The organism is Haloarcula sp. JP-L23 (assembly GCF_011602445.1).
GTDB classification, from domain to species: Archaea; Halobacteriota; Halobacteria; order Halobacteriales; family Haloarculaceae; genus Haloarcula; species Haloarcula pellucida.
This window is the reverse complement of sequence record NZ_CP050014.1, coordinates 1,735,671-1,753,017: the sequence shown is the minus strand read 5'-3', so window position 1 is coordinate 1,753,017 and position 17,347 is coordinate 1,735,671. Positions and strand designations below refer to the sequence as shown.

24 protein-coding genes are annotated in these 17,347 nt (G+C 66.7%); 13 read left to right on the top strand and 11 right to left on the bottom strand.

The features are described 5' to 3' along the window. The first annotated feature begins 93 nt into the window (after window positions 1–93). Complete coding sequence (locus G9465_RS08980; protein ID WP_166969135.1) at window positions 94–1,869, top strand: acyl-CoA carboxylase subunit beta; 1,776 nt, start codon at window positions 94–96, stop codon at window positions 1,867–1,869. Window positions 1,870–1,873: 4 nt separating this feature from the next. On the opposite strand, the gene G9465_RS08975 is transcribed toward G9465_RS08980, so the two are convergent. Genes G9465_RS08975 through G9465_RS08960 form a run of 4 tightly spaced genes read right to left on the bottom strand, consistent with a single transcriptional unit; the run spans window position 1,874 to window position 3,891 of the window. Continuing rightward, window positions 1,874–2,083: a molybdopterin-binding protein gene (locus G9465_RS08975; protein ID WP_166969133.1), complete on the bottom strand. Its 210-nt coding sequence runs from the start codon at window positions 2,081–2,083 to the stop codon at window positions 1,874–1,876. 56 nt (window positions 2,084–2,139) lie between these two features. Next, on the bottom strand, window positions 2,140–2,550 hold the full coding sequence (locus tag G9465_RS08970; RefSeq protein ID WP_166969131.1) for a DoxX family membrane protein: 411 nt from the start codon (window positions 2,548–2,550) through the stop codon (window positions 2,140–2,142). Between the two features lie 43 nt (window positions 2,551–2,593). Continuing rightward, window positions 2,594–3,439 (bottom strand): CPBP family intramembrane glutamic endopeptidase, encoded by an 846-nt coding sequence (locus G9465_RS08965; RefSeq protein ID WP_166969129.1) that lies wholly within the window; start codon window positions 3,437–3,439, stop codon window positions 2,594–2,596. Between the two features lie 2 nt (window positions 3,440–3,441). Next, on the bottom strand, window positions 3,442–3,891 hold the full coding sequence (locus tag G9465_RS08960) for a MaoC family dehydratase (RefSeq protein WP_166969127.1): 450 nt from the start codon (window positions 3,889–3,891) through the stop codon (window positions 3,442–3,444). 88 nt (window positions 3,892–3,979) lie between these two features. Between G9465_RS08960 and G9465_RS08955 the strand changes: the two genes are divergently transcribed. From G9465_RS08955 to G9465_RS08940, 4 genes are all read left to right on the top strand, one after another. Further along, window positions 3,980–4,402 carry a hypothetical protein gene (locus G9465_RS08955; RefSeq protein WP_166969125.1) on the top strand — a complete coding sequence of 141 codons (423 nt, stop codon included), beginning with the start codon at window positions 3,980–3,982 and terminating at the stop codon, window positions 4,400–4,402. Between the two features lie 65 nt (window positions 4,403–4,467). Next, window positions 4,468–5,304: a CoA ester lyase gene (locus G9465_RS08950; RefSeq protein WP_166969123.1), complete on the top strand. Its 837-nt coding sequence runs from the start codon at window positions 4,468–4,470 to the stop codon at window positions 5,302–5,304. Window positions 5,305–5,378: 74 nt separating this feature from the next. Next, a complete protein-coding gene (locus tag G9465_RS08945) occupies window positions 5,379–6,635 on the top strand; it encodes a Glu/Leu/Phe/Val dehydrogenase (RefSeq protein ID WP_166969121.1) in 1,257 nt (418 codons plus the stop codon). A gap of 66 nt (window positions 6,636–6,701) precedes the next feature. Further along, window positions 6,702–7,187 (top strand): SRPBCC family protein, encoded by a 486-nt coding sequence (locus G9465_RS08940; protein ID WP_166969119.1) that lies wholly within the window; start codon window positions 6,702–6,704, stop codon window positions 7,185–7,187. Here the strand turns inward: G9465_RS08940 and G9465_RS08935 are convergent. Then, complete coding sequence (locus G9465_RS08935) at window positions 7,184–7,726, bottom strand: hypothetical protein (protein ID WP_166969117.1); 543 nt, start codon at window positions 7,724–7,726, stop codon at window positions 7,184–7,186. The two genes, G9465_RS08940 and G9465_RS08935, sit on opposite strands and share 4 nt — an antisense overlap. 133 nt (window positions 7,727–7,859) lie before the next feature. Between G9465_RS08935 and G9465_RS08930 the strand changes: the two genes are divergently transcribed. After that, window positions 7,860–8,411 (top strand): NAD(P)/FAD-dependent oxidoreductase, encoded by a 552-nt coding sequence (locus tag G9465_RS08930; RefSeq protein WP_166969115.1) that lies wholly within the window; start codon window positions 7,860–7,862, stop codon window positions 8,409–8,411. After that, window positions 8,408–9,298, top strand: coding sequence for a DMT family transporter (locus G9465_RS08925; protein ID WP_166969113.1), 891 nt, complete (start codon window positions 8,408–8,410; stop codon window positions 9,296–9,298). Before G9465_RS08930 ends, G9465_RS08925 begins: the two co-directional genes overlap by 4 nt. On the opposite strand, the gene G9465_RS08920 is transcribed toward G9465_RS08925, so the two are convergent. Further along, window positions 9,291–10,088 carry an RIO1 family regulatory kinase/ATPase gene (locus G9465_RS08920; RefSeq protein ID WP_166969111.1) on the bottom strand — a complete coding sequence of 266 codons (798 nt, stop codon included), beginning with the start codon at window positions 10,086–10,088 and terminating at the stop codon, window positions 9,291–9,293. The genes G9465_RS08925 and G9465_RS08920 overlap by 8 nt on opposite strands. A 78-nt stretch (window positions 10,089–10,166) precedes the next feature. Between G9465_RS08920 and G9465_RS08915 the strand changes: the two genes are divergently transcribed. Beyond that, the gene (locus G9465_RS08915; protein ID WP_166972985.1) at window positions 10,167–11,306 is read left to right on the top strand and encodes an acyl-CoA dehydrogenase family protein; all 1,140 of its coding nucleotides are present in this window, start codon (window positions 10,167–10,169) and stop codon (window positions 11,304–11,306) included. A 76-nt stretch (window positions 11,307–11,382) separates the two neighbouring features. Then, a complete protein-coding gene (locus tag G9465_RS08910) occupies window positions 11,383–11,661 on the top strand; it encodes a hypothetical protein (RefSeq protein ID WP_227015765.1) in 279 nt (92 codons plus the stop codon). Window positions 11,662–11,690: 29 nt separating this feature from the next. Here the strand turns inward: G9465_RS08910 and G9465_RS08905 are convergent, their stop codons facing one another. Both G9465_RS08905 and G9465_RS08900 read right to left on the bottom strand, forming a co-directional pair. Next, on the bottom strand, window positions 11,691–12,101 hold the full coding sequence (locus G9465_RS08905; protein ID WP_166969109.1) for a universal stress protein: 411 nt from the start codon (window positions 12,099–12,101) through the stop codon (window positions 11,691–11,693). 55 nt (window positions 12,102–12,156) lie between these two features. Continuing rightward, window positions 12,157–13,617: an RtcB family protein gene (locus G9465_RS08900; protein ID WP_166969107.1), complete on the bottom strand. Its 1,461-nt coding sequence runs from the start codon at window positions 13,615–13,617 to the stop codon at window positions 12,157–12,159. 216 nt (window positions 13,618–13,833) lie between these two features. Between G9465_RS08900 and G9465_RS08895 the strand changes: the two genes are divergently transcribed. The 3 genes from G9465_RS08895 (at window position 13,834) to G9465_RS08885 (ending at window position 15,252) form a co-directional block, all read left to right on the top strand. Continuing rightward, window positions 13,834–14,358, top strand: a complete 525-nt coding sequence (locus G9465_RS08895; RefSeq protein WP_166969105.1) for a DoxX family protein — start codon at window positions 13,834–13,836, stop codon at window positions 14,356–14,358. A gap of 15 nt (window positions 14,359–14,373) precedes the next feature. Next, complete coding sequence (locus G9465_RS08890) at window positions 14,374–14,661, top strand: hypothetical protein (protein ID WP_166969103.1); 288 nt, start codon at window positions 14,374–14,376, stop codon at window positions 14,659–14,661. Window positions 14,662–14,787: 126 nt separating this feature from the next. Then, window positions 14,788–15,252, top strand: a complete 465-nt coding sequence (locus G9465_RS08885; protein WP_166969101.1) for a redoxin domain-containing protein — start codon at window positions 14,788–14,790, stop codon at window positions 15,250–15,252. Here G9465_RS08885 and G9465_RS08880 read toward each other — a convergent pair. Further along, window positions 15,249–15,782, bottom strand: coding sequence for a GNAT family N-acetyltransferase (locus tag G9465_RS08880; protein WP_166969099.1), 534 nt, complete (start codon window positions 15,780–15,782; stop codon window positions 15,249–15,251). The two genes, G9465_RS08885 and G9465_RS08880, sit on opposite strands and share 4 nt — an antisense overlap. Before the next feature lie 112 nt (window positions 15,783–15,894). Here G9465_RS08880 and nth point away from each other — a divergent pair, with 112 nt between their 5' ends. Next, the gene (gene nth / locus G9465_RS08875) at window positions 15,895–16,581 is read left to right on the top strand and encodes an endonuclease III (RefSeq protein ID WP_166969097.1); all 687 of its coding nucleotides are present in this window, start codon (window positions 15,895–15,897) and stop codon (window positions 16,579–16,581) included. Between the two features lie 18 nt (window positions 16,582–16,599). Here the strand turns inward: nth and G9465_RS08870 are convergent, their stop codons facing one another. After that, entirely contained in the window at window positions 16,600–17,118 is a 519-nt protein-coding gene (locus G9465_RS08870; protein WP_166969095.1) for a universal stress protein, read from the bottom strand. A 39-nt stretch (window positions 17,119–17,157) separates the two neighbouring features. Continuing rightward, window positions 17,158–17,346, bottom strand: coding sequence for a hypothetical protein (locus G9465_RS08865; RefSeq protein WP_166969093.1), 189 nt, complete (start codon window positions 17,344–17,346; stop codon window positions 17,158–17,160). Window position 17,347 lies beyond the last annotated feature (1 nt).

Below are 17,347 nucleotides of genomic sequence, written 5' to 3'. Positions count from 1 at the left end.
ACCGGTTATCAATCGACCGGCGACATTACGAGCGATGATAATCGAGCCGCGAGCGGGGCAAGGACTGTGACCCCTGGGGCCGTGGGACACGGTATGAAGGTTCGTATCGCCGCAGACGCGAGCCGCGACGAGGCGTCGGCCATCGCCGCCGCCGTCGCCGAACACGTCGGGGAGCGAGTCGAAGTGTACGTCGGCGACAGCGACGACCCCACGTTCGTCGAGGATATCACGGAGACGGCAGCAGTGAGTGACGGGGCCGAGAGGCATACAGAGGCGGCCGACGACTCCGGACCGACCGAGCGCGAGGAGCGACTCCGCGAGGAGATAGCCGACATCGAACAGGGGGGGCCGGAGAAGTACCGCGAGCGCCTCGCCGAACAGGGCAAACTGTTCGTCCGCGACCGACTCGAACTCTGGTTCGGCGAGGACGGACTGGACTTCGAGGACGGCCGGTTCGCCAACTTCGACGCGTGGCACGCCGACAGCCCCGAGGTCGAGGAGTACGACGACGGTACTCGCCTCCCCGCCGACGGGATGCTCACCGGCGCGGCGACGCTGGACGGCCGCAGGGTCCACGTCGCCGCCAACGACTTCACTGTCAAAGCGGGCTCGGTGGCCGAGCGCGGCGTCGAGAAGTTCCTCCGCCTCCAGCAACGCGCCCTCAAGACCGGGCGGCCCGCGCTCTACCTCGTCGACTCCTCGGGCGGTCGCATCGACCAGCAACGGGGCTTTTTCGCCAACCGCGAGGGCATCGGGAAGTTCTACTACAACCACTCCATCCTCTCCGGCGCCGTCCCGCAAATCTGCGTGCTGTACGGCCCCTGTATCGCCGGTGCGGCCTACACGCCAGTGTTCTCGGATTTCACCGTGATGGTCCGCGGGATGAGCGCACTGGCTATCGCTTCCCCGCGGATGGTCGAGATGGTCACCGGCGAGGACATCGACCTCGAAACGCTGGGGGGCCCCGACGTCCACGCCCGACACTCTGGCAGCGCCGACCTCGTGGCCGACGACGAGGAACACGCCCGCGAACTGGTCGCGGACCTCATCACCTATCTGCCGGACAACGCCGAGCAGAAACCGCCGAGTGCGGAGACCGTCGCGCCGACGAAGTCCCCCGAGGGGCTGGACGGCGTCGTCCCGACGGAGCCAAACAAGGGGTACGACATGCATCGGGTCATCGAGCGAGTGGTCGACGGGGACACCTTCTTCGAACTCCAGCCGGAGTACGGCAGGGAGGTTCTGACCGGGTTCGCCCGCATCGACGGCCGCTCGGTCGGTATCGTCGCCAACCAACCGGCCCAGCGTGCGGGCGCTATCTTCCCGGACTCGGCCCGCAAAGCCGCCGAGTTCGTCTGGAAGTGTGACGCCTACAACGTCCCGCTGCTCTATCTCTGCGATACGCCGGGGTTCATGGCCGGGTCGGGCGTCGAGAAAGAGGGGATTCTGGAGGCCGGCAAGAAGATGATCTACGCAACGTCTTCGGCTACCGTCCCGAAGCAGTGTGTCGTCGTCCGAAAGGCCTACGGCGCGGGCATCTACGCCATGTCCGGGCCGGCCTACGACCCGGAGGCGACGCTCGCGCTCCCGAGCGGTGAAATCGCGATTATGGGTCCGGAAGCGGCCATCAACGCCGTCTACGCGAACAAACTCGACGCCATCGACGACCCCGACGAGCGGGCCGAACGCGAACGGGAACTCCGCGAAGAGTACCGCGAGGACATCGACGTCCACCGGATGGCGAGCGAAGTCGTCATCGACGAAATCGTCCCCCCCAGCGACCTGCGGGCGGAACTGGCCGCCCGCTTCGAGATGTACGAGACTGTCGAGAAGGACCGTCCCGAAAAGAAACACGGAACCGTCCTCTGATGCCTCACTCGGCGTCGATCATCACGTCACTGGCCTTCACGACGGCGCTGATCTCGTCGCCCGGAACGAGGTCGAGGCGTTCGGCCGACGACCGAGTGATAGTCGACGTCACGTTCTGTCCGTCGTCGAGTTCGACCACGACTTCGGCCATCACGCCGTCCATCTCGACGGCCGTCACGGTTCCTCGGAGGGTGTTTCTGGCACTGAGCGCCATGTGTCTTGTTGGCTGTTCTACCATATGTGCCTCCCGTCGGGACTCGTATCGCCGCCTCACGAAGACGGCGCCAGTGACCGCACCAGCACCGCCGACGCGAGCGCCGTCAGGCCCACGTCGCGTATCATCACGTCGACGAACAGGCCGCCCTCCGTGACGCCGACGATAGCAAGGTATGCGGTCGTCGCGGCCAGCGAGACGGCCGCCACCGCCGCCGCGGCCAGCGTGTAGCGGTCGGCGACCAACACCGCGCCGAACCCGATTTCGAGGACGCCGTTGACCAGCATGAACTGAACCGGAGTGACGAGGAGCAACGGAGCCAGCCAGTCCACCACGTACGCCGCCCATACGTCCGGCGCGAGGAGTTTGTGGACGCCAGCGAGCACCAACATCGCGCCGAGACCGATGCGGGCGACGGCGTCCGGGTCCAGCCTCTCTGCGAGTGCGGAAGCGCGTGCGGCGGCCATACTCGATTCGAGGACCGCCGGAGAGAAAACCGCTCGGACTGGCTCACCCGTTCCCGAGTGCTCCCCGAGTCAACTCGGGCGTCCCGCGGACCCCGACCACCGCCGTCGCCAACCCGAACGCCAGCGCACCCGCGAGGCCGACCGGACTGGCGACGAGTTCGTTCAACACGGGTCGTTCTGTGACGGCGTAGACGACCACGAGTCCGGCGGAGCCGTTGAACACGCCGTGGAACAGCGCCGCGGCCAGCACAGATTCGGCACGGAGAACGACGTAGGTGTACAGCGGCGAGAACGCCACGCAGGCCACGACCATCACGCCGACGCCGAGGACCGGAAACGAGGGGAAGTTGTAACCGTCGAGGATGATAGGGGCGTGCCAGAGCCCCCAGAGCGCGCCGATGACGCCCGACGCCTTCCAGAACCCCAGCGGTGCGAGTTCCCACAGGAGATAGCCCCGCCAGCCGAACTCCTCGCCGAAGGCGAACACGGCGTTGACGGTGGTACCCAGCGCGAGGACGAGGCCGAAGGTAACGAGGACGCCCGCGACGCCACCGGGTAGTGCGATACCGGGAAGCGCGTCGGCGCTCGGATCGAAGGCGATGCCCGGGACGGCTACCGAGAGCGCCAGCGTCAGTCCGACGAGGGGCAGCGCCAGCAGCGCCGCGACGGCCAGCCACCGGCGGCGACCGACGCGCAGTCCGACGGTCCCCGGGGCGAGGCCGGACGTGAGCGTGGCGAGGAGGCCGGCGACCATCGGTGTGAACATGTACACCGGTGCCAGCGCGACCATCCGGACGCCGGTGCTCAGCGAGACGGCGACGAGGGCCGCCGCCAGACCTACGAGCGTGAGGCCGAACGTGGCAAGTCGCCCGCGGTCGGGCACGGTCATCGTCAGTCCTCGGCGCGCTGGACGAGGGCCGTTCGCTCGAAGGAACACACCAGCGTGTCGTCCTGCTTGTACACGTCGACCCGCATGGTGACGACGCCACGTTCCTCGTCGCTGGTCAGTCGCTTGTCCGTCACCGTCGTCTCGGCGCGGATTGTGTCGCCGTGGAACACCGGCGAGGGATGCTCCACGTCGTCGTACGAGAGATTTGCGACGATGGTGCCGTCCGTCGTGTCGGGAATCGTTAGGCCCACGGCCAGCGACATCGTGTAGAGGCCGTTGACGAGGCGCTCACCGAACTGCGTCTCGGCGGCGAACTCGGCGTCTAAGTGGAGCGGTTGCTGGTTCATCGTCAGGTCGCAAAAGCGCTGGTTGTCGCTCTCGCTTATCGTCCGTCGCTTCGCGTGGTCGATGGTCTCGCCTTCGGTGAACTCCTCGTAGTACAGGCCGCTCATGCGGTGGCCGACGCCCGCCGGTCCCTTAGACTGTGGGGGCGATGAACGATGGCCTACTTTCTTAGTCACTGGGCCGGAATTTTCGAGGGTGTCCCTCCGCTCGATTGCCGCTGGATGGCTCCCCGAGGCTCCGCCGACGTGGGACCAAGTCATCGTGACCGCCCTCGCGTCCGTGTCGACGGCCCTCACTATCTACGAGACCGATGCTGTCTCGTGGGCGGCCCTCGGGGGAGCCTTCGCCGTGACCGTCGCTGTCGCCGGGCCGGTGGCGCAGTCGTCGGTCGGACGGCGACTTCGACAGCGAGCGCCCAGACTCGGGCGCCGCGCCGTGGCCGTCGGTATCGCCGTCTTCGCCGTCGTCGTCTGGGTGACTGTACAGACCATCGCCGTCCCGGCGTCGGTCGTCACAGCGCTTGGAACCGGCATCGTGCTCGGGGTCGCGGTACTGGTGGTGTTTCAGGCCGCCTCCACCGGGACAATCTCCGGGTGGTCGGAGCGGCGACCGAAGTGAGAGGGTCGCGTCGGGCACCACCACCAGCGCCGACACTTACGGGCCGGGGAGCCAAACGAGAGAGTATGCCCCGCAGAAGCGTCCTGTTCTCCCCCGGTGACGAACCCGAGAAGCTACGGAAAGCACCGCGTAGCGACGCCGACGTGGTCGTCTTCGACCTCGAAGACGCCGTCGTCCCCGACGCTAAAGCCGCCGCCCGCGAGACCGTGCGGGACGCACTCGCCGAGGTACTGCCGGCCGACTGCGAGGTCTGTGTCCGGGTCAACCCCGTCGGCGCGGGGGCGGCCGACGACCTCGCCGTCGTCCTCGCCGGGCCAACACCGGACAGCGTGATGCTCCCGAAGACTCGGAACGCAGCGGACGTCGAGTTGCTGGCCGACCTCCTCGAGGAGGCCGACGTCGACTGCCCGATACTCGCCCTCGTCGAATCCGCGGCGGGAATCCTCCACGCCGAGGCTATCGCGGCCGTCGAGGCGACGGACGCGCTGGTGTTCGGGGCCGAGGACCTCGCCGGGGATATCGGTGCGACGGGGAGCGAGGACCGCAGCGAAGTCGCCCACGCACGCCAACACGTCGTCCTCGCGGCACGGGCGGCCGGCGTGACGCCCATCGACACGCACTTTCCCAACTTCACCGACGACGCGGGCCTCCGTCGGGACACCCGCCGGGCGCTCCAGTTGGGGTACGACGGGAAACTCGCCATCCACCCCGCGCAGGCGACGGTCGTCAACGACGTGTTCACGCCCGACGACGACAGGGTCGAGTGGGCCGAGCGGATTCTACGCGCCCGCGACGAAGCCGACGGGGGCGTCTTCGTCGTCGACGGCGAGATGATAGACGCCCCGCAGATTCGACAGGCCGAGCGCGTCCTCGAACGAACGGGCGTCGACCGGTCACAGTAGTCCGGTTCCCACGAAGGCGGGCGCCGACCATGGCCGGCGGCACCCTTTTGTCGCCACTCTTCGACGGAGTACGTATGTCTGACGAGGTGAACCCGTTCGAGAGCTTACAAGAGCAGATCGACGACGCCGCCGCCTATCTCGAGTACTCCACGGACGTTCTCGAACGCCTGAAACACCCCGAACGCGTCCTCGAAACGAGCCTCTCCGTCGAGATGGACGACGGTTCGGTCGAGGTGTTCAGGGCCTTCCGCTCGCAGTTCAACGGCGACCGCGGCCCGTACAAAGGCGGGATTCGGTATCACCCGCAGGTGTCCCGCGACGAAGTGAAAGCCCTCTCCGGGTGGATGGTGTACAAGTGCGCCGCCGTCAACATCCCCTACGGCGGCGGGAAAGGCGGCATCAAGTTCGATCCGCGCGAGTACTCCGACAGCGAAGTCGAACGCATCACGCGGTCGTTCGCGAAGGAACTCCGGCCCATCATCGGCGAGAACAAGGACATCCCCGCGCCCGACGTCAACACCGGCCAGCGGGAGATGAACTGGATAAAGGACACCTACGAGACGTTAGAGAACACGACCGAACCCGGCGTCATCACCGGGAAGGCGCCCGAGTCCGGCGGGAGCGCTGGCCGGGTCGAGGCCACGGGTCGCTCGGTGATGCTGACGACCCGCGAAGCGTTCGAGTACCTCGGCAAGGACGTCGAAAACGCCACCGTCGCCGTGCAAGGGTACGGCAACGCCGGGTCCGTCGCCGCGAAACTCATCGACGATCTGGGTGCGAACATCGTCGCCGTCTCTGACTCCTCTGGGGCCGTCTACAATCCCGACGGGTTCGACGCCCGCGCAGCGAAAGACCACAAGACCGAGACCGGATCCCTCGCCGGGTTCGAGGGGGCGACCGAGGAACTGAGCAACGAAGCCCTCCTGACGATGGACGTCGACCTGCTGATTCCGGCGGCACTGGAGAACGCAATCGGCGAGACGGTCGCCAACGACGTACAGGCCGACATAATCGTCGAAGCAGCCAACGGCCCGCTGACGCCCCGGGCCGACGACGTCCTCTCGGAGCGTGACGTGGCCGTCTTTCCCGACATCCTCGCCAACGCTGGCGGCGTGACGGTGTCGTACTTCGAGTGGGTCCAGAACCGCCAGCGGTTCTACTGGGACGAGAGCCGCGTCAACGACGAACTGGAGCGGATCATCACGACGGCGTTTGGCGACCTCGTCGATACTTACGAGCGCACCGACGCGCCGAACTTCCGAACGGCGATGTACGTCGTCGCCATCGAGCGGGTCGTCAACGCGGCCGAAGAAGGCGGCATCTGGCCCTGATCGGCCGCCTCTCGACGTAGTGTCTGGCACCGCCGCAGTTTTCCCCGTGTCGCCCCAAACCCCGGTATGCCCGTCTTCGAGCGAGAGGTCCGCGTGTCGGCGCCGCTGTCGGAAGTCTGGGAGTTCCACTCGACGGCCGACGGCCTCGTGGCCCTCACTCCGGACTGGATGCACCTCAGGGTCGAGGAGACGCGCGGTCCGGACGGGGAACCAGACCCCGAGGTACTGGAACCGGGGTCGGTCGTCGTCTCCTCGGTCAAGCCGTTCGGCGTCGCGCCGCGCCAGCGCTGGGTCTCCGAAATCGTCGCCCGCGATGAGGGCGAGGACGAAGCGATGTTCCGCGACGTGATGACCGAGGGACCGTTCCCCGAGTGGGAGCACACCCACCGGTTCCGGGCTGACGGCGACGACGCGACCATCGTCCACGACCGGGTGGAGTACGAACTCCCCGGCGGACCGCTCGGACGTGTAGCGGGGCCGCTGGGCTTTTTCGGGATGGAACCGATGTTCCGGTACCGACACCGGGAGACTCGGGCGTTGCTCGAAGCCTAACCGTCCAGATACTGCGTCTCCGTCTCCTCGACGGCGACCGGGACCTCGCGAACCGCCGACCGGCCGTCGAGTTCGACTGTCACAGTCACCGTCCGGGGGGCGACCGACAGCACCCGGTCGAGCGGAACGGTCGGTTCGCTCACGACCTCACCGTCACGATTCCGCGTGATACCGTAGTCGACGGTGACGACGAGTCCGAACACGAGGCTGCGTACCCCCCGACCGAGACCGGCGTCCGGTTCGTCGAGACGGTCCTCGACGGTCGGAACGACTGTCTCGGCGGCGTGTTCGAACGCCGTCCAGCGGACCCATTCACCGAAGGGTTCGGTCCCGCCGTCCTCGCGGACGGCGTCGCGTTCAGGGAGGTACGTGACGGCGTCGGCGTCGACAGTCTTCGTCGTCTCGACCGGGGCACCGCTAGGCCGGTGGAGGGTCCCGTCCGCGGCGATGTCCGCTCTGGTCGCGTCCGCGACCGCGGTGGCACCGACCAGCGCCGCTAGCCCGCCGCCGATGCCGGCGAGGTATCGTCGTCGGTTCATGTCTGTATACTGGACGAATCGGGGAATAAGCCTTCAGATGGGTCAAGCGGCGTTTGTAGCGTCGCTCCGGCACGGTCGCGTACCGGCCACCGGCGGGCGTACATTTATCCACCACTGTGACCCACTGACACACATGACGGACGTACTGGTCGTCGGCGGCGGCCCCGCCGGCCTGAGCGCCGCACTGTTCACTGCCAAGAACGGTCTCGACACGGTGGTCTACGACACCGACGAGACGTGGCTTCACAGTGCACACCTGTTCAACTACCTCGGTATCGAGTCGAAGGACGGAGAGGCGTTCCTCGAAGACGCCCGCGAACAGGTCGAAGGGTTCGGTGTCGACCGACGCGACGGCGAGGTGACGGGCGTCCAGCAGTCCGACGGCGGATTCATCGCCACCACCGAGGACGGCGAGACAGAGGCGACGTATCTCGTCCTCGCGACGGGCACCGACCGGTCGCTGGCGGAGGAACTGGGCTGTACGTTCGACGGCGACGTGGTAGACGTGACCGTCTCGATGGAGACGAGCGTCGACGGCGCCTACGCCACCGGCGCGATGGTCCGCGACCAAGAGTGGCAGGCCATCATCTCGGCGGGAGACGGCGGCGCCGCCGCACTGGACATCCTCTCGAAGGAGGAGGGCGAGCACTTCCACGACTTCGACACCCCGGACGACGCCGAGTGAGCGACCCGGAGATAGATCCCCGAATCGCCCTCGTCGTCGCCGTCCTCGCGGTCAGTACCAGCGCGATTCTGGTCCGAGCGAGCGACGCCCCCGCCAGCGTCGCGGCGCTCCATCGGGTCGTCATGACGACGCTCATAGTCGCGCCGCTGGCGGTGGTACACGACCCCGGCGCGTTCGACCGGCTTGCGCCGCGTGACGTGGTCGCCGCCGCGGCGACTGGCGTGGCGCTCGCGGTCCACTTCGCGACGTGGTTCGAGAGCCTCGCGTGGACGAGCGTGGCGGCCTCCGTGACGCTCGTGCAGTCCCAACCGCTGTTCGTGGCACTCGGGGCGTGGGCGCTGCTTGACGAACGCGTCACGCGGGGGACGACGGCCGGTATCCTGCTGGCCGTCGCCGGCATCGTCGTGATGTCACTCGGCGAACTGCTCGGCGGGGGTGGCGTCGGCGTGAACCCGCTGTACGGGAACGCGCTGGCACTCGTCGGCGGGGTGATGGCCGCCGCCTACGTGCTCGCAGGGCGGTCGCTCCGCCAGCGGTTCCCCTTGCTCCCGTACGTCACCGTCGTCTACGCCGTCGCCGCCGTCTGCTTGCTCGTCTTCGTCGTCGGCAGCGGCCACCCGGTCTTTGCGTACCCGCCCCGTGAGTGGCTCCTGTTCTTCCTGATGGCCGTCGGGCCGGGCCTGTTCGGTCACACCGTGTTGAACTGGGCGCTAGGTCACGTCGAGTCGAGTCTCGTGAGCGTCTCGCTGCTGGGCGAATCCGTCGGAAGCGCGCTGCTGGCGCTGTTGGTGCTCGCCGAGATACCCGGCCCGTGGACGCTCGTCGGCGGTGTCGTCGTACTCGCGGGCATCGGCGTCACAGCCCGGTCCCAAAAGCAGGTCAGTTAGCCCGCTGTTCGACGGCGCCGCGGATGGCGGCCGCGTCGAAGTCGTGGTCCGGGCGGAGGTTCACGAAGTCGAGGAACTCCTCGGCGCCGAGCAGTTCGTCGGCCGAGTAGTATTGTGCTGCCGCGTGGACGACCCGGCGAGCGCCGGTCAGCGGTTCCAGCGCACCCAGCGCGCAGGCGAGGTCGTACGCTCTCGCGTCGTCGATAGCGTCCTCGCGGACGCTGGTCGCGTCGATGAAGTACACCGCGTCGTCGGCGACGAGGACGTTCTCACACCGGAAGTCACCGTGAGCGAGGCCGGCCTCGTGCATCCGGTGGAGGTAGTCGAACACCGTCTCCGCGTGGTGGTCGATAGTCTCGGTCGACAACTCGTCGAGCGTCTGGAAGTCCCGAAGGTACTCGAAGACGAGGACGCCCATCCCCTCGTACTCGAAGGCTTCGATGGGTTCGGGGGCGTTCACACCCAGTTTGCGCATCCGCTCGGTCGCGTCGAGTTCGTGGTCGGCCATCTGGGCCGGCGTCCCGAAGTGTTCGAAGAAACCCTCGGTGCCCGAGGAGAACGCACCGAGGTTCCGGCCGGTCGTCAGGAGCGCGTGGACCAGCGAGTTCTGCTCGGTGATGACCTTCACGAACCAGCGGTCGGAGACGACAAAGGGCGTCGAGAGCCAGTTGTCGGCGTCCAGAAACACCACGCGACCCGACGGTTCGTCGTACCGCTCCAGCACCGCACGGGCGACGCCCTCCAGTTGGCCCCACGGGACCGTTCCCCGGAGGAGTCGTCGAAACGCCATCGTCAGGACGGAAGCGGGGCGGGCAGATAGGGTTTGTGCCCCCCATGGTATTTGATGGCAGGATACGTACCCGGTGGCATGGACTTCACCCTCCCAGCGGAACATCGGATGATTCGAGACTCGGTACGGGAGTTCTGTGACGAGGAGATAGCGCCCATCGCCCAGGACATCGAGGACGAACACCGATTCCCCGCCGAGGTGTTCGACGAACTCGCCCAGTTAGACGTGATGGGCGTCCCCATCGGCGAGGAGTGGGGCGGACTCGGCGGCGATCAGTTGATGTACGCGCTGGTCTGTGAGGAACTGGGCCGAGTCTCCGGCTCTATCGGCCTCTCCTACGCCGCCCACGTCTCGCTGGGGTCGAAGCCCATCGAACTGTTCGGCACCGACGCCCAGAAGGAGCGCTGGCTCGAACCGCTGGCGACCGGCGACCACCTCGGGTCGTGGGCGCTGACCGAACCCGGGAGCGGCAGCGACGCCAGCGACATGGACACGACGGCGGAGAGGGACGGCGACGAATGGGTGCTGAACGGCACCAAGCAGTTCATCACGAACGCCTCCGTCGCCGGGTCCATCCTCGTCAAAGCTGTCACCGACCCCAACGCCGGCTACGACGGCATCTCGACGTTCGTCGTCGGCCCCGAGGACGACGGCTGGGAGGTCACGACGGAGTGGGAGAAGATGGGGCTGAACGCCTCGCCCACCTGCGAACTGCTGTTCGACGACTGTCGGATACCCGAGGACCGCCTGCTCGGCGAGGCAGGCGACGGCTGGGACCAGACGCTCGAGACGCTCAACGGGGGCCGCATCTCCATCGCCGCGCTCTCGGTGGGGCTGGCACAGGGCGCGTTCGAGGCCGCGAAGTCCTACGCCACCGAACGCGAGCAGTTCGGCCAGCCCATCTCGAAGTTCGACGCCGTGCGGGACAAGATAGTCGAGATGGACCGCAAGATAGAGCGCGCGCGACTGCTGACGCACAAGGCCGCGACGATGTACGACGAGGGCGAAGACACGACGCGCATCTCGTCGCTCGCGAAACTCGACGCGAGCGAAATCTGTCGGGAAGTCGCCGAAGACGCCGTGCAAGTGCTGGGCGGGTACGGCTACACCACCGACTTCGCACCACAGCGGTTCTACCGCGACGCCAAACTGATGGAGATAGGCGAAGGGACCAGCGAGATTCAGCGACTGGTCCTCGGTCGCGAGTTGGGCCTCTAGTGGGCCCCAGTTGCGGCCGGATACTATCGGCTTGCCTGCTGCCGGTTTCCGGTAAGTTCCCACAAGAGGAACGCCTATGACGGAAGGCGTAACCTACCACAGCATGGACCTGCCGAACCTGCCACTGCCGAACGCGGACACCCTCGACCAACTCGCGGGGGTCACCGGACTCGGATGGACGACGTCGCTACTGGGCTTTCTCACGACGCTCATCGGGTACGGGAACAGCCTCCTCAGTCGGTTCGCCGCAGAACCGCAGACGCTCCTGTATCTCGGCGTCGCGTTCTTTCTGGCGACACTCGGTCTCGATAAACTCTCCGAGTCGATGCGAGAGCGACGACCGACGTCAGAGTAGGTCCCGTATCTCGTCGGCGGGAGCGTGAGTCACGCGTCCGTATTCGGGACGATAGTGACCGGCACCGACGCCGCGTCGACGACGGAGAAGGCGGCGTCGCCGGACGCGAGTCGCCCTCTGAGCCCCTTCGGTTCGTGGCCCATGACGATGTGGGTGATGTCGACGTCTGCCGCGACTTCCAGCAGTTCCTGTCCGATACGGGTCCCCTCACGAGCGTTCGACCGGCCGACGTGTTCCAGCGCCACCGTCGCGACCACTGTCTCGTCTGCGAGACGATTTCGGAGCATGTCTCGCACCTGTTTGGCCTCCGCGTCGGCGAGTTGGTCGTCCAGCAGGTGAACGACGTACAGTTCCGCATCGAACGCCTCACCGAGTTTGACGGCGGTGTCGAGGACCTCCTCGGACACCGCGTCGTTGGCGACGGCCACGAGGATGGTCATATGCGAGTGCACGAGTCGAGACAGCATAGTAGTTTTCGGCTGGCTAACAGGACTGTCAGGACGTTGCTTTCAGATTGTGGACGGCGTCTAACCACTCCACGACCGCCGCGGTCGGTTCGAGGGCGTCGACGATTCGCCGGGCGTCCTTGTAGGCCATCGGTGCCTCGTCGCGGACGCTCTCGACGACGGACTCGGAGTAGACGTCGGCCATCGCGTCGGCGAAGTCGTCCATATCGACCACGTCGTGGGCCTCGCTCCGACTCATCACCCGCCCCGCGCCGTGCGGGGCCGTCTGGTGGTACGCGTCGTTGCCCTTCCCGCGGGCGAGGACGGACCCCTCGGCCATGTTGAACGGGACGACGAGTCGCTGGCCCTCGCGGGCCGGGGTCGCACCCTTCCGGATGGTCAGGTCGCGGAAGTCGACGTAGTTGTGAATGCTCTGGAACCGGTCGACCGGGTCGACGCCCAGCGACTCACAGATGGCGTCGCTCATCAACTCGCGGTTCCAGCGGGCGTACTGCTGGGCGAACAGCATGTCGACGTAGTAGCCGTGGGCCTCCCGCCCCTCCAACCAATCGAGGTCACTGTCGCGGTCCTCGTCGTCCCCACCCACGTGCGGGCCGAGTGACCCCAGTGCGTCGAAGGCGTCCTCGATGTCGCGTCCGTCGAGTTCCCGGCGGAGTCGGTCCTTTCGGATGTGGGACTCGCCCTTCCCGCCCGTGACCCACTCGTAGAGGTCCGGGTCGCTCACCGTCTGGGGGTCGAACTTCAGGAAGTCGGTGTATCGCTCGGGAATCCGCTCGCGGATAGCGCCGATGGCGCGGCGGTCCGTGGCTTTCGACTGCCAGTACTCGGCGACAGACTTCCCCAGATAGCGCGAGCCACTGTGGACGACCACCCAGTAGTCACCGCTCTCGCGTGCGCGTGCGAACTCCACGAAGTGGTTCCCGCCGCCGAGCGTCCCAGCGCTCTGGATGACGTGTCCCATCCCCTGTCGCTGGTCCGCGAGGACGCGGTCACACAGCGACTCGAAGTACTCGCCGTCGTAGCCGTCGAAGTCGAACTCGATGGGGTCGACGCGCTCGCCGAACCGCTCGGCGAAGGCGTCGTCGAACTGCTCGAACACGCGGTTGGCACGCTCGAACGGGAATTCGTCGACGAGGTGCGGGGCGTCGTCGTAGTCGTGGACGTCTCGTCCCATCGGGACACCCTCGCGGACGCGGCGCTCTCGCTCGGCGTCAGACAGCGGCAGGTCCGGGCCGATGTTCGTCGCCGCCATCCCACACCCCACGTCGACGCCGACGATGTTGGGGACGATGCGGTCACCCAGCGGCATCGTAAAGCCGATGGGCGCACCGGCGCCCCAGTGGGTGTCGGGCATCACGCGAACCGGTTCGGTGAACGCCGGGTGGTCGACGAGACGCTGGATCTGGTCGCGACAGCCGGCCTCGACCAGCGACTCGTCCTCGACCATCACACGCGCCGTCGTGTACGAACCCTCCAACTCCAGTACCATCTCGATGGTGGGTAGTCGAGTCGGTGTGTTGAACCTCACGGTGGGGTGTCGAGCAGTCCCATCCACGTTCGACATAAAAACCCGTAACCGAACGGGGCCGTGTCACCGACCATCCGCAATTCACCATTCTCAGCCGCTCAGAACCGTTTTCAGTCGGTGGGAACGCACTTCTGATTATATCAGTATAGCATGCGGACGTCTATATGTGAGGTAACGATGTCCTATCAAGCAACCAACCCCCTGGCCGACGAGTTCGAACTCGCACTGGACGGGCCGTTGACGGCGTACTGGCTGGCGTTCCTGCGAGTGGTCACCGGATGGTGGTTCTTCCACGCCGGCGTGACCAAACTCATCGAGGACGGTCTGGCCTTCAGCTACGGGCCGGCCTACATGCAGCAGATGACCGGCACCGCGCTGGGTCCCATCCCGGTCTGGATGGGCAACAACCTCGCGTGGCTCATCGCGCCGGGCGTCCCGCTGTTCGAGACGCTCATCGGGCTGGCCCTGATGGTCGGCGCCCTGACCCGACTGGCGGCCTTCGGCGGGGTCATCTTCATGGTCCTGTTCTGGGTCGGCAACGCGGGCTTCGGGCACGGCCTCGTCAACGGCGACCTGATGGGCCTGCTGCTGTTCGCCACGATGATGGTCGTCGGCGCCGGCCGGTACTACGGCCTCGACGCCGTCGTCGAGAAACTGGCGTTCGTAGAGCGCCATCCCAAACTCCGCTACATACTCGGCTAACGAGGTGACAAAACCATGACTGACATAATCGACAAGGCGGCAATGGCACTGAGCGGCGGACTGATGCTGCTGGGCATCGTCGGACTGGGCATCGTGGAGATACTCGCCGGCCCGCCCTACGGGGCGGCCCCAGTGACGAACGACGCGGGCGAAATCGTGGCGACGCCGATGGTCGACCCGACCATCCGGACCGGGCTGGTCATCGCCGGACTGGTCGTGCTGGGCCTGTACGCGGCCTACAAGCTAGCGACTCCGGTCGAGGAGGCCGACACGGCGAAAGGCGCCGAGACGATGGCCGACTGAGAACCGTGCGGCCCGACTACCGGCCCTGATTCTCCTCCGTTATCGCGACGGCGACGAGCGACCGCTGTCCGCCGACCGAACACCACCCGCCCGTAGACTTTTTTCGCCGCCGCGCGTCCGGCCGATATGCTCGACGCAGGTGACCCGGCACCGGACTTCGACCTCGACGGCACTGCCGGTGCCGGTGTCGGTTCGTACCGCCTCTCCGCCGCGAGCGAGCAGGTCCCCGTGGTCGTCGCGTTCTACACCGAGGACTTCGCGCCGGCCTGTACCGAGTACCTCGAAGCCCTCCGTGACACCGACTGGGGGTCGCTGACCGACGCTATCGCCGTCTTCGGCGTCGCGCCCGGCACGCTGGACGACCATCGGGCGTTCGCCGCGGACCTCGACCTCCCGTTCCCGTTGCTGGTGGACCACTCGGGCGTCGACGCCCAGTTCGGCGTCCAGCGACCCGACGGCAGCACGCGCCGGTCGGCGTTCCTCGTCGACGCGACCTGTCGAGTCCAGTTCGCGTGGGCCGACGACCCGGAGCGGCCGTCGGACGCGCCGCCGGACATCGGTCCGGTGCACGAAGCCGTCGCGTCGCTCTAGTCCCGCCACTCCGATTCGAGGAGACCGTAGACGTGGACGTCCTCGTGGGTGCCATCGCGGTACCAGTGGTCCCGAAGCACGCCCTCTCGCTCGAACCCGACCTTTTCGAGGACCCGCTTCGAGGCCGCGTTACCGGCGAAGGCCTTCGCCTGTATCCGGTGCAGACGCAGTTCGGTGAAGGCGTAGTCGGCGAGGGTCCGTGCCGCGTCGGTGGCGTAGCCGTTTCCCCACGCGTCGGCAGCGACGTAGTACCCGAGTTCGCCGATGCCGGCCCGTTCGTCGACGCCGTCGAGGCCGACAGTGCCGACCGGGTCGCCGTCGGCGCAGATCAGGAGGTGTACGTCGTCGGCGTCGGGGCCGGCGACGGAGTCGACCCACTCGCGCTCTGCCTGTGCGGTCTTCGGGCGGGCGAAGGCGAGTCCCGCGCGGACCGCTGGGTCGTTGATAGTCTCACAGAGGAAGTCGACGTCAGCGTCTTCGACGACGTGCAGCGTCACGTCCTCGCCGTGGAGGAAGGCTGGGCCGGGCATACGCCCCACATCGGTGGTATCGGGCAACAACGTTTCGCTGCGGTGACACGGAGCGACACACCAGCCTGCCGCGAACGATAGCCCAAAGAGTGGGCCGTCCCGTCGTGGTACCATGGGAACACCGCTGGCGAGTCGCGAGGCACAGGCCGAGGAAGTCGTCGAGCGACTCCACGAGGAGTACCCCGACTCGACTATCTCGCTGAATTACTCGAACCGGTTGGAACTGCTCGTCGCCGTCGTCCTCTCGGCACAGTGTACCGACGAGCGAGTGAACGAGGTCACGGAAGACCTCTTCGAGAAGTACCGGACCCCGGAGGACTACGCCGCGGCAAGCGAGGACGAACTGGCCGACGACATCTACGGCATCACGTTCCACAACAACAAGGGCGGCTACCTGAAAGGCATCGGCGAGACGATCGTCGCCGAACACGACGGCGAGGTCCCCGACACGATGACGGCGCTGACCGACCTGCCGGGCGTCGGCCGCAAGACGGCCAACGTCGTCTTGCAACACGGCCACGACGTCGTCGAGGGCATCGTCGTCGACACGCACGTCCAGCGGCTTTCGCGCCGTCTCGGTCTGACCGAAAAAGAGCGGCCCGAAGCCATCGAGCAGGACTTACTCGACGTGGTGCCCGAGTCGGAGTGGCAGCAGTTCACCCACCTGCTCATCGACCACGGGCGAGCGGTGTGTGGCGCTCGGTCTGCCGAGTGTGATGAGTGCGTGCTGGCCGACATCTGCCCCTCGGAGAAGGGCGACAGCGACGTCGACCTCGCCTCTGGCGAGGCGTGGAACTAGCGCTCTCGGGGCCGGGGATTACGAGTCTTCGGACCCCTCTTGCAGACGGACGGTCAGGACCGGGACGTCGGCGCTCCGGACGACCTTCTCGGTGACGCTACCCAGCAGGAACCGGTCGATACCGCGTCGGCCGTGGGTCGGCATGACGACGAGATCGACATCGGCGTCCTCGGCGTAGTCGATGATAGCCCGATACGGGTTACCACGACGGACAGACGTGACCGTCTCGACGTCGTGGTCCGCGAACACGTCGGCCGCCGCAGCGACGAGTTTCGTCCCTGCCGCCTCTAGCTCGTCCATCCTGCCGCTTCCCGTCTCGGTCATCCCCGACTCGCGCTCGATCTCGTCGGGTTTGACCATCCCGGAGAAGCCGGTGTCGTCGTCGCGCATCACCATGTGCGAGACTTCGTTCTCGCTGTCCGCCACGTAGAGCACGTGGACCGTCGCCCCGCACAGCGACGCGAGGTCGATAGTCTGGTTCATCGCCGCTTCGGCACCCGGGCTCCCGTCCGTCGGAAAGAGGATTCGGTCGTACATGGGCCGTCACCTAACAGTTCGGCTGGCGTTGTTGTCAACCTACCGTCGTTTCTGCGAGTCCGACCGGCGAATCTGGGGCTGTGGGAGCGCTCCGTACAGAAACATCACGAGTCGTCCAGCGATGTAGACGACATCTTTGACGAGCGTGTACAGTGCCACCGTGCCAACGGCGACCTGCGACAGCGTCGCGGTGTCGACGGTCGCTACGTCCACCGACTCGCCGGCCATA

What these genes read in the sequence shown, in the direction of transcription:
- G9465_RS08885 (WP_166969101.1), top strand. Translation starts at nt 14,788, where the DNA reads ATGCTCGACGCAGGTGACCCGGCACCGGACTTCGACCTCGACGGCACT.
- G9465_RS08910 (WP_227015765.1), top strand. Translation starts at nt 11,383, where the DNA reads ATGACGGAAGGCGTAACCTACCACAGCATGGACCTGCCGAACCTGCCA.
- G9465_RS08915 (WP_166972985.1), top strand. Translation starts at nt 10,167, where the DNA reads ATGGACTTCACCCTCCCAGCGGAACATCGGATGATTCGAGACTCGGTA.
- G9465_RS08880 (WP_166969099.1), bottom strand. Translation starts at nt 15,782, where the DNA reads ATGCCCGGCCCAGCCTTCCTCCACGGCGAGGACGTGACGCTGCACGTC.
- G9465_RS08935 (WP_166969117.1), bottom strand. Translation starts at nt 7,726, where the DNA reads ATGAACCGACGACGATACCTCGCCGGCATCGGCGGCGGGCTAGCGGCG.
- G9465_RS08905 (WP_166969109.1), bottom strand. Translation starts at nt 12,101, where the DNA reads ATGACCATCCTCGTGGCCGTCGCCAACGACGCGGTGTCCGAGGAGGTC.
- G9465_RS08870 (WP_166969095.1), bottom strand. Translation starts at nt 17,118, where the DNA reads ATGTACGACCGAATCCTCTTTCCGACGGACGGGAGCCCGGGTGCCGAA.
- G9465_RS08945 (WP_166969121.1), top strand. Translation starts at nt 5,379, where the DNA reads ATGTCTGACGAGGTGAACCCGTTCGAGAGCTTACAAGAGCAGATCGAC.
- G9465_RS08895 (WP_166969105.1), top strand. Translation starts at nt 13,834, where the DNA reads ATGTCCTATCAAGCAACCAACCCCCTGGCCGACGAGTTCGAACTCGCA.
- G9465_RS08930 (WP_166969115.1), top strand. Translation starts at nt 7,860, where the DNA reads ATGACGGACGTACTGGTCGTCGGCGGCGGCCCCGCCGGCCTGAGCGCC.
- G9465_RS08970 (WP_166969131.1), bottom strand. Translation starts at nt 2,550, where the DNA reads ATGGCCGCCGCACGCGCTTCCGCACTCGCAGAGAGGCTGGACCCGGAC.
- G9465_RS08920 (WP_166969111.1), bottom strand. Translation starts at nt 10,088, where the DNA reads ATGGCGTTTCGACGACTCCTCCGGGGAACGGTCCCGTGGGGCCAACTG.
- G9465_RS08965 (WP_166969129.1), bottom strand. Translation starts at nt 3,439, where the DNA reads ATGACCGTGCCCGACCGCGGGCGACTTGCCACGTTCGGCCTCACGCTC.
- G9465_RS08980 (WP_166969135.1), top strand. Translation starts at nt 94, where the DNA reads ATGAAGGTTCGTATCGCCGCAGACGCGAGCCGCGACGAGGCGTCGGCC.
- G9465_RS08960 (WP_166969127.1), bottom strand. Translation starts at nt 3,891, where the DNA reads ATGAGCGGCCTGTACTACGAGGAGTTCACCGAAGGCGAGACCATCGAC.
- G9465_RS08950 (WP_166969123.1), top strand. Translation starts at nt 4,468, where the DNA reads ATGCCCCGCAGAAGCGTCCTGTTCTCCCCCGGTGACGAACCCGAGAAG.
- G9465_RS08865 (WP_166969093.1), bottom strand. Translation starts at nt 17,346, where the DNA reads ATGGCCGGCGAGTCGGTGGACGTAGCGACCGTCGACACCGCGACGCTG.
- G9465_RS08900 (WP_166969107.1), bottom strand. Translation starts at nt 13,617, where the DNA reads ATGGTACTGGAGTTGGAGGGTTCGTACACGACGGCGCGTGTGATGGTC.
- G9465_RS08890 (WP_166969103.1), top strand. Translation starts at nt 14,374, where the DNA reads ATGACTGACATAATCGACAAGGCGGCAATGGCACTGAGCGGCGGACTG.
- nth (WP_166969097.1), top strand. Translation starts at nt 15,895, where the DNA reads ATGGGAACACCGCTGGCGAGTCGCGAGGCACAGGCCGAGGAAGTCGTC.
- G9465_RS08975 (WP_166969133.1), bottom strand. Translation starts at nt 2,083, where the DNA reads ATGGCGCTCAGTGCCAGAAACACCCTCCGAGGAACCGTGACGGCCGTC.
- G9465_RS08940 (WP_166969119.1), top strand. Translation starts at nt 6,702, where the DNA reads ATGCCCGTCTTCGAGCGAGAGGTCCGCGTGTCGGCGCCGCTGTCGGAA.